Consider the following 14380-nt stretch of genomic DNA (forward strand, 5'->3'; position numbering starts at 1 on the left):
GCCCTCTCGGCACCCGTGGCCGGGGCGGAGCCTGGAACTCACACGTCAACCGAGGGAGATGGGAACCATGGCCAACCTTGTGACCGCGGGCCTCGACGGCTCGCGCGAAAGCGTCGCGGCGGCCCGATGGGCCGCGCACGAAGACCACCTCCGAGGGGTGCCCCTGGCCCTGGTCCACGTCGAGGAGTGGCTGGAACAGCCCCCTCTCGCCGTCGCGACCACCGAGGTCCAGCGCCAGTGGGCCGAGGGACTGTTGCGCGAAGCCTCCGAGGAGATCAAGCGGCTGTATCCGGATCTGGAGATCACCTCCCGCCGGCTGTCGGGGGTCCCGGCCACGGCCCTGGCCCACGCGGCCGCCTCTTCGGACATCCTGGTGCTGGGTTCCCGAGGGCTCGGCGGCATCGCCGGATTCGTCCTCGGGTCCATCGGCGCCGGCACCATCGCCGCGGTCGATCAGCCGGTCGTCCTCGTGAGAGCGCCGCACGGTGAGGCGGCGCCTGCCGAGGGATCCGGTGCCGACGGCCCGGTCGTGGTGGGAGCGGACATCGGGCGCCCGTGTGACGCGCTCCTCTCCTTCGCCTTCGACGAGGCAGCACGCCGCGGGTGCGCCCTACGGGTGCTCCATGCCTGGGCACCACCGCCGATCATCGGCTACGGCCCCCCTCTCGACCCCGGTGCCCAGGAGGAGATCGGGCAGCGGATCGCGACGGCCGTGGAGGAGCTGATCCGCCCCTGGTGCGACAAGTACCCCTCGGTGGCGGTAACTCCCGAGGTGCGCATAGGACAGTCCGCGATCCAGCTCGTGGACGCCTCCAAAGGTGCCGCGCTGGTCGTCGTCGGCAGGCGGATCCGACGGTCCGCCTACGGCACCCACATCGGCGCGATCGCGCACGCGGTCCTGCACCACGCCACCTCGCCCGTCGCCGTCATCGCCCACGAGTAGGAGACGGCCTAGTCCACGGGAAGCCGGAACCAATGCTCGTCTCCTGCCGCCACCACGACGGCCTGTTCGCCGGGCAGCATGAGGGCCAGAGGACCTTGGCGGGATTCCGGCACGGTGATGCCGAACCTGCCGTGGAGCAGTCGGACACGGACACCGCGGTGTCCCCGGTGGCAGAGCGTGAAGGAGACGGGCTCGATCTCCCGTAGGGGGACGGGATCGATGTACAGGCCTTCGGGGCCGGTCTCCAGGCCCGTGACTCCGCGCTCCGCGAGGTCGAGGGTGCCGGCCATGGCGCCCAGGTGGATCCCCTCCCCGGTGGTCCCGCCCTGAATGTCCGTGACGTCGCCGAGGAGTGCCTCCTGGCAGTACTTCCAGGCGTCCGGGTCCTTCTGGCGGGCCAGCACCCAGCCGTGGACGAGGCTGCTGAGCGTCGATCCGTGGCTGGTGCGCGGCAGGTAGTACGAGACGGTCTCCCGCCACACCGCATCGTCGAGCCGGTAGCCGAGCCGGGCGAACAGGCCGTACAGCTCGGCGGGCCGGAAGAGGTGACCGAGCATGATCACATCGGCCTGTTTCGACGCCTGGTAGCGGTTGACCGTATCCCCTTCGGCTTCCAGGATCCGGTCGAGCCGGCGCACATCGCCGTACCGGGCGCGGTAGGCCGCCCAGTCCAGCTCGGCCAGGTCTCCGTATCCTTCGAACTGGCTGATGACTCCCCGGTGGAACGGGACGTGCAGGCGGCGGGACACCTCTTCCCAGTGCTCCAGCGCGCCGCGGTCCAGGGCGAGTCGCTCGGTCAGTTCCGTCCGTCGAGCGGGGGGCAGTTCGTCGAGCAGTTCGAGCCCCTGCTGGATCACCCAGGCGGCCATCACGTTGGTGTAGGCGTTGTCGTCGATTCCGGGTTCCGCGGCCGCGGGATAGGCGTCGTGGTACTCGTCCGGGCCCAGCACGCCGCGGATGCGGTAGCGCCCCCGTTCCGCGTCGTAGACGGCGGCGCCGGCCCAGAAGCGGGCGATCTCGAGCAGGAGTTCCGCGCCGGGGCCGTGCATGAAGCCGGTGTCCCCGGTGGCCCGCCCGTAACGGCAGACGTTCAGGGCTATGGCGGAGCCGACATGGCGCTGCAGGTGCGAGTGGTCGGGAAGCCAGCGGCCCGAGCGGGGATTGAGGTGCAGGGCCTGACTCTCCTCCTGTCCCGAACTTCCGCTCTGCCAGGGGAACATCGCTCCGCTCTGTCCTGCCAGCCGGGCAGCGTCGCGGGCGGCCGGCAGCCGTCGGTGGCGGTACATGAGCAGGGCCCGCGCCACTTCGGGGAAGTGCAGCGTGATGTAGGGCAGGACGAAGAGTTCGTCCCAGAAGACGTGGCCCCGGTAGGCCTCACCGTGCAGGCCCCGCGCGGGGACACCCACGTCCAGCTCGGCGGTGTGCGGGGAGAGCGTCTGCAGCACATGGAAGAGATGGAGGCGCAGGATCCGACCGGCCTCCCCCGACACGGTCAACTCGCCCTGCTCCCAGAGCCGTTCCCAGGCCGAGCGCTGTGCCGTGAGCAGGGCCGGGAATCCGGGTGCCCCCGAAGCGTGTTCGATCGCGCGCGGCAGGAGGTCTCCGGCCGGCCTGTCGAGGGAGGTGTGCAGGGCCGCGGTCTTCACCACCGTCGCGGACCGTCCGGGAGCCATGGGCAGTCTGTACGTCTGCGCCGTCCCGGCCGCGGTGTGGCTCGTCATGACGGGTGCGCGAGGTCGGGTGACCGTCCTGACGGCAAGGCCGATTTCAGTGTGGGAGGAGGTGGTCCGGCAGGTGATCCACGCGACGCCGTGCGGCGCGAAGCCCGTCCGATGGTCCGTGAGGTGGTGGCCGTCGAGCCCGCCGTAACGCTCCACTCCCGCATTGGCCACGTCTCCGTCCAGCCCTGATTCCACTTCGATCAGGCCGCTCCATCCGTACGCGTGGAAGGTGGTCCGCTGGGCCGCGAGGTAGGGGTCTCCCATGTGCACGACGCGGACGTGCGTGACGCCGAGGCGGCGGCCGCGGCCGTCCTGGAAGAGCATGTGCCGGGTGAGCGTCCCTCGGCGCAGGTCGAGCACCACCTCGTAGTGCAGCATGCCGGGGTCGTCGGGAGTCAGCCAGTCGCCCTGGAGACCGTCGTCGGCGATGCAGCGGTACCGCAGCGACGTCCAGTTGGGCAGGTTGACCATGTCCTCGTTGTCGACCTGCTGTCCGGCCACGTGCGAGGTGAGCCGGTTGGAGCAGCCGGCGGCGTACGTGGCGGGATAGTGCACGGGGCCCGCCGGGGTCTCGGGGGCCGCACCGCGCGTGGCGAACCTGCCGTTGCCCAGCGTGCACAGGGCTTCGACGAGTCGCTCCGTTTGGGGGTCGTAGTGGTCGTACCCCCAGGTCCACGGGCCCGTCACGGTCGCGCCCCGCAGACGAGGTCGGCGATCGTGAGGAGTTCGGCGGCGACCAGGTCCGCCCCGCGTTCCCGCAGTGCCCGTTCCGTGTCGGGGTTCTTCGTCCGGTCGAGGCCGATGACGAGGCCGAAGTTGCCGCGTCTGCCTGCTTCGACACCTGCGAGGGCGTCTTCCACCACCGCGCAGCGGGCGGGGTCCGTCCCGAGCCGTACGGCCGCTTCGAGGAACAGGGCGGGGTCCGGCTTGCCGGCGAGCCCCAGGTCGGCAGCGTTCGTACCGTCCACCACGGCGTCGAAGCGGCCCAGCAGGGAGGCCGATCCGAGAAGCGGCCGGGCATGCCGGGAGGCCGATACGGCGGCACAGCACACGCCGTGCGCCCGCAACCGGGCGAGCGCCGGAGCGACGTCGGTGAAGGCGTGGACGGCCCCGGACCGCAGTCTGCGTACGAACGCCGTCTCCTTGCGCGCGGCCACCGCCCAGACCGTGTCGTCGCCCGGTGCGTCGTCGGGGCTGCCGGTCGGCAGCTGGATGCCGCGGGAGTTCAGGAAGGAACTCGCCCCGTCCAGCCGGGGCTTGCCGTCCACCCACCGACGGTACTCACGGTCCGCGTCGAAGGGAGGCTGCCGCCCGTTCCCGGACGCGGCCCAGGCGTCCAGACAGCTGTCGAAGGCAGCCTTCCAGGCCGCGGCGTGCAGCCGCGCCGAGTCGAGCAGTACCCCGTCCGTGTCGAACACGACGGCGTGCGGGGCGCTCACCCGGATCCCACACGACGGCCGGTCATCCTGGTGGGGGTAATGGACATCCAGTGCGTACGGGGTCCGCCGGCCCAGGGCAGCGAGCGGGCGACCGAGAACAGGTGGCTGACCCGCGCCCCGTCCGTGACACCGGACACCTCGCCGACGGCCATGACGCTCCAGCCCGCTCGCATCACGTCGTCGATGTGGTCCACCTCGAAGGCGACCTCGGTCCCGGACGCCCCGGCGAGCCGCGAGTCGGCCGCCGTACGGAACGCGATCTCGTCTCCCACGACGACATAGTTGACGGGGAAGACGGCGAGTCCTTCCATGCCGGAGAACCCGACCCGGCCGATGCCATGGGTGGAGAGCAGGCGGAGGCACTCGGCCTCGCTCAACACTTTCGACTCGGAACCGCGCATCGCGGTCCCCATGCCGGGGGGACTGCCGGTCGTTCTCCCGGTCAGCTCGGCAACGGTGGTCCCCAGCCCGTCCGCGAGACCCACGAGCATGCCCATGCTGGGCCCCGCCGCCCGCTCCTCCACGTAGGCGATGTACGACGCGGCGGCCCCGCAGCGCTCCCCGAGTTCCTCACGCGTGATTCCCAGCTCTTCGCGGCGGGCGCTCACGCGTCGTCCGAGGTCACCACGGGCAGCCGGAGCCTTGATCGGGGACGCATCTGCTGTGGTCTCTCCCATGATCGTCACACCCTTGTCGTTCGAATCCGGTACGGGAACTTGGCGACGCGCTGGGCGTCAACCTCAGGCTGTACCCGCCACCGGTGCTCGGCACAGGGCCGGACGGTCCCCTACCGGGGCCTGTCGGGCCCATGCGGCCCTCTCCTCGGGGTGTGACGGTGGAGGCCGGTTTCCCCTGCCGGGGGAAGGGCTGTCATCTCCGGGGCGGCTTCGATTCCGCCGGCCGCTTCCGGAACCAGTCGGCGGTGAAGTTCCGTGGTCATCGCGTGGATGGCACGGGTCAGTTCCGTATTGGTCTTGAGTTCCAGCTCCTGCTCGACGAAATCGTGGTCGGCCTTCGCCTGCTGGAACGCTGTCTGCCGGTTCTGTCCGATCATCACGAACGTCGACAGGAAGATCGCCTCCAGGGAGACGACGAGCGTCAGCATCGGCCAGGGATTCGCCTCCACGAACAGCATCCAGAGGGCGAAGCCGATCGCGTGGAGATAGACGAAGGGCATGGAGCCGGCGAACTTCGTGATCGCGTCAGCGACGCGCGACTGGACACCGGCGGCCTGACTCGTGCGGTGTGCGACGACAACCGGATGGTGCCGCGCCTCGTCCTCGGTCGCGTTCACCTGCCTGCCTCCTCGGAACGAGCACCCGTGACACGGCTCTGTGTCCCGCATCGTCTCCACACCATCGGCCCTTCTCGGCGTACCGCCGGAGTCCGCCGTCGGCCGGGGCGGCGTGACCCGGCAGAGACCCGGCCGCTCACACTCCCCCCTCCGCCGGTGGCGCAGAAGGGGCCGACCGGCCCCATGTGGGGGCCGGTCCTGCCCTTCCCGCCTCCGGCCGCGTAGGAGCACGGTTCACGCATCGACTCAACCGGCGCATGGCCCGGCCCACGGTTCGAAGGAGCTCTCATGACCACCACGTACCGGATCCCGGAACTGGACGCGCACTGGCGCGCCGCGAACTACCTGGCCGTCGGCCAGATCTACCTCATGGACAACCCGCTGCTCGCCGAGCCGCTGCGGCCGGAGCACATCAAGCCGCGGCTGCTCGGCCACTGGGGCACCGCCCCCGGCCTGAACCTCGTCCACACCCACCTGAACCGGGTGATCAAGGAGCGTTCCCTGCAGGCCCTGTGCGTCTGGGGACCCGGCCACGGCGGGGCGGCCGTCCTCGCCAACTCCTGGCTGGAGGGCACGTACGGCGAGACCTATCCGGACATCGGCCGGGACGCGGACGGGATGCGCAGGCTGTTCCGCCAGTTCTCCTTCCCCGGCGGCGTACCGAGTCACGTCGCGCCGGAGACGCCGGGCTCCGTCCACGAGGGCGGTGAGCTCGGCTACTCGCTGGCCCACGCGTACGGGGCCGCCTTCGACCATCCCGGCCTGCTGGTGGCATGCGTCATCGGCGACGGCGAGGCGGAGACGGGGCCGCTGGCCGCCTCCTGGCACTCGAACAAGTTCCTGGACCCGGTCCACGACGGCGCCGTCCTGCCGATCCTGCACCTCAACGGATACAAGATCGCCAATCCGACCGTGCTGTCGCGGATACCGGAGCAGGAGCTGGACGCGCTGCTGCGCGGCTACGGGCACGAGCCCCTCTACGTCTCCGGCAGCGACCCCGCCCTCGTCCACCCGGCCATGGCCGGAGCCATGGACCGGGCCCTCGACCGCATCCACGCAATCCAGCGGGAAGCGCGGGCCGCCGGCACGGATCCGGGTGCCGAGCGCGCGCCCTGGCCGATGATCGTCCTGCGGACCCCCAAGGGCTGGACGGGTCCCGCGGCCGTCGACGGGCAACCCGTCGAGGGCACCTGGCGCGCGCACCAGGTGCCGCTCGCCGGGGTGCGCGAGAACCCCGAACACCTGAGGCAGTTGGAGAGCTGGATGCGCTCCTACCGGCCGGAGGAGCTCTTCGACGCCGAGGGCCGTCCCGTCTCCTCCGTACGGGCCTGCGTACCGGAGGGGGAGCGCCGCCTGGGCGCGAGCCCGTACGCCAACGGCGGCCGGCTGCTGCGCTCGCTCCCGCTCCCCGCGCTCGACGCGTGGGCCGTCCCCGTGGAGAAGCCCGGAAGCACCCTGCACGAGCCGACCCGCGTCCTGGGCCGCTACCTCGCGCAGGTCATGGCGGCCACGGCCGGACGACGAGACTTCCGGGTCGTCGGACCGGACGAGACCGCGAGCAACCACCTCGACGACCTGTACGACGTCACCGGCAAGGCCTGGCAGGGGCTGACGGAGCCCACGGACCAGCACCTGTCCCGCGACGGCCGGGTCATGGAGATCCTCTCCGAGCACGTGTGCCAGGGCTGGCTGGAGGGCTACCTCCTCACCGGCCGCCACGGACTGTTCTCCACGTACGAGGCCTTCGCCCACATCGTCGACTCCATGGTCGGCCAGCACATCAAATGGCTCAAGAACGCCCGCGAGCTGAGCTGGCGCGCGCCCGTCGCCTCTCTCAACTACCTGCTCACCTCGCACGTCTGGCGCCAGGACAGCAACGGCTTCTCCCACCAGGACCCCGGCTTCGTCGACCACGTCCTCAACAAGAGCCCCGAGGTCGTACGGGTCTACCTGCCGCCGGACGCCAACACCCTCCTCGCGGTGGCCGATCACGCGCTGCGCAGCCGTGACCAGGTGAACGTGATCGTAGCGGGCAAGCAGCCCTGCTTCGACTGGCTGCCCATCGAGGAGGCCCGCGCGCACGTGGCGCGCGGCGCCGGAGTCTGGGAGTGGGCCGGTACGGACGACGGCTCCCACGAGCCGGACGTCGTGCTCGCCTGCGCCGGCGACGTGCCGACCATGGAGGTCCTGGCCGCCTCGGCCCTGCTCCGCGAACACCTCCCGTCGCTGGCCGTCCGGGTCGTCAACGTCGTCGACATCGCCCGGCTGATGCCCCACGAGGAACACCCGCACGGCATGACCGACACCGAGTACAACGCCCTCTTCACCACCGACAGGCCGGTGGTCTTCGCGTACCACGGCTATCCGTGGCTCATCCACCGACTCGCCTACCGCCGGACCGGCCACGCCCAGCTGCACGTCCGCGGCTACAAGGAGTCCGGAACCACGACCACCCCCTTCGACATGGTCGTGCGCAACGACCTCGACCGGTACCGGCTCGTCATGGACGTCATCGACCGCGTCCCCGGCCTCGCCGGCCGCGCGGCGGCCCTGCGCCAGACCATGTGCGACGAGCGGATCCGCCACCACGACTGGATCCGTGCCCACGGAACCGACCTGCCGGAGGTCGCCGACTGGTCCTGGCCCCACTGATCTCCCCGCCCGGGGCGGTACGGGTGGGCCGCCCGGGTCGGGAAGGTACCGAACGGCCCTTCCCGGACGGGCCGACGGCGGTGGAGGGTGGAAGCGGACCCGAACGGAGAACCGCCATGAGCACCTCTTCCCCCCACCGGCTCACCTCCTCCCCCTTGCGCTTCGACCACGCCCTCTCCCCGGAGCACCGCGGCAGTCTGCTGGCCCTGGCCCACGAGGCGAACTTCGAGGCCGGCGCGCGACTGTTCAACCAGGGCGGGCACGCCGGCCGGTTCTGGGTCGTCCGGTCGGGCAGCGTCGGCATGGACGTGCACGTACCCGGCCGGCAGGCCGCCGTGGTCGAGACGGCCGGCCCGGGCGAGCTCGTCGGCTGGTCCTGGCTGTTCCGTCCCTACACCTGGCACTTCGGCGCCGAGGCCATGACGCCGGTGCGCACCGACGAGTTCGACGCCGCCGCCGTACGGGCGCTGATGGACTCCGACCCCGCACTCACCTCCGCCATGTGGCAGTGGGTGGGGCAGGTCCTCGCCCACCGGCTCGTCTCCGCCCGGATCCGGCTCCTCGACCTGTACGCACCCCACGGCAGCGGAAGCCGTATCTGAGACAATTGTCCCCAGACGTATCCGACCCGAGGGTGTGGCGTGGATGTCCGATGCACCAGTTGCCGCCCCGGCGCCCATCCGGGTGTTCCTCCTCGACGACCACGAGGTCGTCCGGCGCGGACTGCACGACCTGCTGGACTCCGAGCCGGACATCGAGGTGGTGGGTGAGGCGGCGACGGCCGCGCAGGCCCTGGCCCGGGGGCCGGCACTGCGGCCGGACGTCGCGGTCCTCGACGTACGGCTGCCCGACAGCGACGGCATCAGCGTCTGCCGCGAGCTGCGCTCGCGCATGCCGGATCTCGCCTGCCTCATGCTGACGTCCTTCGACGACGAGGACGCCCTGCTCGACGCCATCATGGCGGGCGCGGCCGGGTACGTACTGAAGCAGATCAAGGGCTCGGACCTGGTCGCCGCCATTCGGACGGTGGCGACGGGCCAGTCGATGCTCGACCCCGCGACGACGGCCCGTCTGATGAGTTCGCTCCGGGACCCGACCGCCGGGAAGCCGCCCGGGGACAAGCGGCTGACGGTGCTCTCCGAGCGCGAGCGAGCCGTGCTCGAACTGATCGGCGAGGGCCTCACCAACCGTCAGATCGGCAAACGGCTCTTCCTGTCCGAGAAGACGGTCAAGAACCACATCTCACGGCTGCTCGCCAAGCTGGGCGTCGAACGCCGCGTGCAGGCCGCAGTCATCGCCGCCGAGGTGCGCGAGCACGACGAGACCGGCCGCTGAGGCTCGAACTCACCTGATGGGCCCGATCGGGATCCGCCAGTCCAGACGGGTTCCACCACCGTCAGGGCCCGGCGAGACGGACAGCCCTCCCCCGCGGGCCTCGGCGCGCTCCGCGAGGTTGCGCAGACCGCTCCGACGGCCACCGTCCGTGACGCCCACGCCGTCGTCACTCACCGTCACGGCCAGCACGCCGTCCGCCAGGACGATCCCGACCTCCGCCCGCGCCGCTCCCGCATGGCGGGCCACGTTGGTCAGGGCCTCTCCGAGCACGGCGACCACGTCGTCGGCGACCGGCACCGGAACATCGGTGTCGATCAGCCCCTCCATGCGCAGGGCGGGCGCGAAACCGAGCAGTGCCGCCGCCTCGCCCACGGCCCGAACCGCACGGACCCGGAGCCTCGGGGTACTGCCCGCCCCTTCGTGGTCGCGGAGTCCGAAGATCGTCGACCGGATGATCTTGATCGTCTCGTCCAGGTCGTCGATCGACCGGCCCAGCCGCTCGGAAGCCTCCGGGTGCGCCACGAAGCGCTGGGCGCTCTGCAAGGTCATTCCCGTGGCGAAGAGCCGCTGGATCGCGAGATCGTGCAGATCCCGGGCGATCCGGTCGCGGTCCGCCAACAGGCTCACCTGCTCACTGTCCCGGCGCCGGTCGGCCAGCTCCAGCGCGAGGGCCGCCTGCCCCGCGAAGCCGGGCAGGGGCGCGACCTCGGCCGCGGCGAACGCCGGCCGCCCCGTACGCCGTGCCAGCATCAGCACTCCCCGCAGCTTCGCCCTCGTGCCCACCGTGACCGCCACGCCCGGCCCGAAGCCCGTCCACGTGTCCGGCTGCGCCGCGGCCCGGGCATCGGTGGCCACATCGGCCAAGGTGATCAGTCCGTCCGGTGCCAGGACGACGGCGGCCAGGATCCCCTCGCTGCCGGGCAGCACGATCCCGCGGTGCGCCTCGGCGCCCTCCCCCAGGGCCAGCGAGCCGCGCAGCTCGCCGCCGGGCCCCACCTGGTAAAAGACGCACATCTCGGCCGAGATGATGTCCCGGGCCCGCTCCAGCATGCCTTCCAGCACCTCGATCTCGGAGGAGCCGGACAGCAGCGCGCTCGTGAAATCGGAGCTGGCCGCCAGCCAGCGCTCCCGGAGCCGGACCTCCTCGTACAGACGGGCGTTGTCCACGGCGACGCCGGCGGCGACCGCGAGGGTGGACAAGACCCCCTCGTCCTGCGCGTCGAAGCCCTTGCCGCCCCGCTTCTCCGTCAGGTAGAGATTGCCGAACACCTCGTCCCGGACCCGGATCGGTACGCCGAGGAAGGAACGCATCGGCGGGTGGTGCTCCGGGAATCCGGCGGAGGCCGCGTGCTCCGAGAGGTCTCCCAGGCGCAGTGGCCGCGGGTGCCTGATCAGCTCGCCCAGCAGTCCGTGTCCGGTGGGCAGGGCCCCGATCCGCGCCCGGAGCTGGTCGCTGATGCCCACCGGGAGGAACTCGGCGAGTTTCTCGTCGTCCCCCACCACGCCCAGCGCACCGTACTCCGCGTCCACGAGGACCACCGCGGCCTCCACGATGCCGCGCAGCACCTGGGCCAGGTCCAGCCCCTGCCCCATCGACATGACGGCCTCCAGCAGGCCCGTCAGCCGGTCACGGGTACCCCGCGCGTCGGTGATCTGCGCCTGGAGCGCGTCCAGCCCCGGCTGCGGAATCCGGCTCGCCGACGCGTCTCGATCGTCCCCGGCCATGGACACCTCCGGCGGCGTCGAAGGGCTCCGCTCACCCACCCGGCCTTCAGCCTAGTCCTCCCGCGCCCGGCCTGCGGCCGTCTCGATCGGCATGCGGCGCTGGGGACCCGGGCGATGCCCTCGGAGCGATGTCGGTCATTCCGCGTCGCTCCCTCGCTCCCCGTCGTGCCGTGGAACGAGCTCCACGGGGCAGTGCGCGTGGTGCAGGAGACTGTGCGTCGTACGTCCCAGGGTGGGCCCGAAGTACCCGGGCGATCGCCGTCCTCCCATGACGAGCAGGTCCGCATGGCGCGATGCCTCGACCAGGACCGAAGCCACCGACACGCTCTTCTCCGCGTCGGTGTTCACCGTCAACGCGGGAAACTCCTCGCCCACGCGGTCGGCGACGGACTTCAGAGCGCGGACGTGGCGGCCGGCGAACTCGTTGACGTCGTCGAGCATGGTGACGACGGTTCCGGCGTGCTGGAGTACGTTCCACACGGTCAGCAGGTGCAGCGTTGCTGTGCGCAGCTCTGCTTCGCGGGCGGCGCGGCGCGCGCATTCGAGGTCGCACTCGTCGCGAACCGCGGCCAGCACCACGCCGCTCTCGGCGAGGTCCTGGCCGCCGCGCACCACGATGACGGGGGTCGTGGCGGCTGCCGCGATCCTCAGACCGACCGAACCCAGCATCAGCGACTCGAAGCCGCCCAGCCCGCGGTGACCGACCACGGTCATGCCGTACTTCGCCCCCACTCGGTGCAGGCCGGAGACGGGGTCCCGGCGGCTGTACTCCGTGGTGACGTGGAGGGTCGGGAACCGCTCAGAGACCGTGGCGGCCGTGAGCTCCAACAGGTCACGGCCCTCCACGCGGACGCGTTCGATGATCTCCGCCGACAGGTAGAAGACCCCGTCGGCGGTGTCGGCCGCGTAGAAGAGGTGAAGGGTGCTGTCGCGGCGGGCTGCCTCGGCGGCGGCCCAGAGCGCCGCTGCCAGCGCGGTGTCTGATCCGTCGACACCGACGACGACCGAACCGGGGTCCGGACGGTGCTGGGTGGAGCCTTCCATGGCTTCCTCCTCTGTCGAACAGCGACGGGGTCGTCTTCACACTGCCACCCCGGCCCGCGCGGGGAATGGGCCGCAGGGGCCGGGCAAGGGACCGAAGGTCCCTTGCCCGGTGCACACCGCCTCATCGGCCCCTCGCCGCCGGGACCGGTCAGTCCTGGCACAGGACCCGTTCGGCCCTCGCACCGCGGGCTGACGCGGCGGATGGTGGCTGGTGAGGGCGCTCCGCACGATGCGCTCACTGGCCGAAGCCGACAGGAGGGCCACAGATGAAGCACGCCAAGGTCGGCTTCCTGATGACCGACGAGGTCGTCTCGGTCCTCGGGAGGACTCCGTCCGCGGACGTGGCCGCGCTGCTCGTCGAGCACGACATCGGCGGCATGCCGGTCCTGGACGCGGACGAGCGCGTCCTCGGGGTCGTTTCACGGACCGATCTGCTCGTCCAAGACCACCTCACCGCTGAAGACTTGATGACCGCGCCGGCCGTCACGGTCCACGCCGACCAGACCGTCACCGAGGCCGCCCGCCTCATTACCCGACGCGGGGTGACCCGGCTGCCGGTCGTCGACGAGGAGGACCGCCTGGTCGGCATCGTGACGCGACGGGACCTGCTCCGCGTGTTTCTGCGCCCGGACCACGAGATACACCGGGTGCTGGTCGAGGACGTGCTGGCGGACACGATGGGCATCGGTGCCGATGCCGTGAGCGTGGATGTCGTGGACGGGGTCGTCACCTTGGACGGCCGACTGTCCAAGAGCAGCCAGATTCCCGTCGCGCTCCGGCTCGCCGGACAGTTGGACGGTGTGGTGGCGGTCATCGACCGGCTCACGGCCCACTCCAACGACACCCACACCCACACCCGCACCGCCCCGCCGGACCGCGGCGCCGAAGACGTTCGCCGCTGATGCGGGATGTGGACCGTTCGGCCCCTGCCCGCCCCCTGCGCACCGCGCGACCATGGAAGCGAGGCAGGCCCGCCGCACCCGGTCACACCCGTGCGGCGCCCTGCGGACGGACCCGGGCCATCCCCTCGCTCCGCCACCGCACTTCGTGAGGAGCACCTTCATGGAAGTCCTGATCTTCGCCCTGATCGCCCTGGCCGTGGTCGCCCTGATAGGGCTGACCATGGCCCTGAAGATCGTCAAGCAGTACGAGCAGGGCGTGCTGTTCCGCTTCGGCCGGCTCATCGGGACCCGCGCGCCGGGCCTGCGGGTCATCGTGCCGTTCGCGGACGTCCTGCACCGGGTGTCCCTGCGGATCGTCACCATGCCCATCCAGTCCCAGGGCATCATCACCCGGGACAACGTCAGCGTCGACGTCTCCGCGGTCGCCTACTTCCGCGTCGTCGACGCCGTGAAGTCGGTGATCGCGATCGAGAACGTGGGCGCGGCCATCAACCAGATCGCCCAGACCACCCTGCGCAAGGTCGTCGGCCAGCACACCCTCGACGAGACCCTCTCGGAAACCGACCGCATCAACCTCGGCATCCGCGAGATCCTCGACGTCACCACCGCCGAATGGGGCGTTGAGGTCACCCTGGTCGAACTGAAGGACATCCAACTGCCCGACAGCATGAAGCGCGCGATGGCCCGCCAGGCCGAGGCCGAACGGGAGAAGAGGGCAAAGATCATCAACGCGGAGGGCGAGTCGCTGGCCGCCGCCGCACTCGGCGACGCCTCCGACACCATGATGGCCCACCCCCTCGCCCTGCAACTGCGCAACCTGCAGAGCCTCGTGGAGATCGGCGTCGACAAGAACACCACCGTGGTCTTCCCCGCGCCGCTCATGAGCACCATCGGCGAACTCGGCGCCTTCCTCGCCCGCGAATCCGCGGCCGCGACCCTCCAGACGCCGCGCACGGCGGAGATCACCACGCCGCTCCCCAGTCCGTCCCCGCCGAACGGAGCGCGAGCGGTCAGGACCACCTGACCGAAAGTCGGCGGCGCCGCCGCGCGGAGGACGTTCTCCGTACGGCGGCGCCGCCGACTGCTGTGCTGTGGGGCGCGTTCAGTGAGTCGCCGCGAGTTCGGCGCCGATCCCGCGGGCCCAGGCGCGGATCCGTCGTCGCGCAGTGACCTGCCGATCTCTTCCGCGATGCCGGCGGTCGCGCCGAGCTTGCTGCCGTAGGCGACCAGTACCCGCTGTGCGCTCATGGGCCCGCCTCCTTCCTGTCTTCTCAGTACGGCAGGACGCGCCCCGACGGCGTGCGCAGGTCGAGGGGCGGCGGGCG

At 71.2% G+C, this 14380-nt stretch carries 12 protein-coding genes; 6 read left to right on the plus strand and 6 right to left on the minus strand.

The genetic code is table 11. The annotated features are described in order from the left end of the window. The first annotated feature begins 67 nt into the window (after positions 1-67). Positions 68-943 carry a universal stress protein gene (locus tag OG730_RS03885; RefSeq protein WP_327302817.1) on the plus strand — a complete coding sequence of 292 codons (876 nt, stop codon included), beginning with the start codon at positions 68-70 and terminating at the stop codon, positions 941-943. Positions 944-951: 8 nt separating this feature from the next. On the opposite strand, the gene OG730_RS03890 is transcribed toward OG730_RS03885, so the two are convergent. From OG730_RS03890 to OG730_RS03905, 4 genes are all read right to left on the minus strand, one after another. Then, the gene (locus OG730_RS03890; RefSeq protein ID WP_327302818.1) at positions 952-3351 is read right to left on the minus strand and encodes a glycoside hydrolase family 65 protein; all 2400 of its coding nucleotides are present in this window, start codon (positions 3349-3351) and stop codon (positions 952-954) included. Then, a complete protein-coding gene (locus OG730_RS03895; RefSeq protein WP_327302819.1) occupies positions 3348-4103 on the minus strand; it encodes an HAD family hydrolase in 756 nt (251 codons plus the stop codon). The genes OG730_RS03890 and OG730_RS03895 overlap by 4 nt, the downstream gene beginning before the upstream one ends. Further along, on the minus strand, positions 4100-4780 hold the full coding sequence (locus tag OG730_RS03900) for a helix-turn-helix domain-containing protein (RefSeq protein ID WP_327302820.1): 681 nt from the start codon (positions 4778-4780) through the stop codon (positions 4100-4102). The genes OG730_RS03895 and OG730_RS03900 overlap by 4 nt, the downstream gene beginning before the upstream one ends. A 110-nt stretch (positions 4781-4890) precedes the next feature. Beyond that, positions 4891-5397 (minus strand): DUF1003 domain-containing protein, encoded by a 507-nt coding sequence (locus tag OG730_RS03905; protein ID WP_327302821.1) that lies wholly within the window; start codon positions 5395-5397, stop codon positions 4891-4893. Positions 5398-5685: 288 nt separating this feature from the next. Here OG730_RS03905 and OG730_RS03910 point away from each other — a divergent pair, with 288 nt between their 5' ends. The 3 genes from OG730_RS03910 (at position 5686) to OG730_RS03920 (ending at position 9384) form a co-directional block, all read left to right on the plus strand. Further along, complete coding sequence (locus OG730_RS03910) at positions 5686-8049, plus strand: phosphoketolase family protein (protein ID WP_327302822.1); 2364 nt, start codon at positions 5686-5688, stop codon at positions 8047-8049. 116 nt (positions 8050-8165) lie between these two features. Continuing rightward, positions 8166-8651, plus strand: a complete 486-nt coding sequence (locus OG730_RS03915; RefSeq protein WP_327302823.1) for a Crp/Fnr family transcriptional regulator — start codon at positions 8166-8168, stop codon at positions 8649-8651. Positions 8652-8694: 43 nt separating this feature from the next. Continuing rightward, the gene (locus tag OG730_RS03920; RefSeq protein ID WP_327302824.1) at positions 8695-9384 is read left to right on the plus strand and encodes a response regulator; all 690 of its coding nucleotides are present in this window, start codon (positions 8695-8697) and stop codon (positions 9382-9384) included. A gap of 9 nt (positions 9385-9393) precedes the next feature. On the opposite strand, the gene OG730_RS03925 is transcribed toward OG730_RS03920, so the two are convergent. Next, positions 9394-11109, minus strand: a complete 1716-nt coding sequence (locus OG730_RS03925; protein WP_327302825.1) for a sensor histidine kinase — start codon at positions 11107-11109, stop codon at positions 9394-9396. Between the two features lie 135 nt (positions 11110-11244). Next, positions 11245-12153, minus strand: coding sequence for a universal stress protein (locus OG730_RS03930; protein ID WP_327302826.1), 909 nt, complete (start codon positions 12151-12153; stop codon positions 11245-11247). Positions 12154-12419: 266 nt separating this feature from the next. On the opposite strand from OG730_RS03930, the gene OG730_RS03935 reads away from it, so the two are divergent. Together OG730_RS03935 and OG730_RS03940 are read left to right on the plus strand one after the other, a co-directional pair. Continuing rightward, a complete protein-coding gene (locus tag OG730_RS03935) occupies positions 12420-13055 on the plus strand; it encodes a CBS domain-containing protein (protein WP_327302827.1) in 636 nt (211 codons plus the stop codon). Between the two features lie 160 nt (positions 13056-13215). Continuing rightward, complete coding sequence (locus tag OG730_RS03940) at positions 13216-14079, plus strand: slipin family protein (protein ID WP_327302828.1); 864 nt, start codon at positions 13216-13218, stop codon at positions 14077-14079. Positions 14080-14380: the final 301 nt, after the last annotated feature.

This window comes from Streptomyces sp. NBC_01298 (genome assembly GCF_035978755.1).
In the GTDB taxonomy this organism is placed as follows: Bacteria; Actinomycetota; Actinomycetes; order Streptomycetales; family Streptomycetaceae; genus Streptomyces.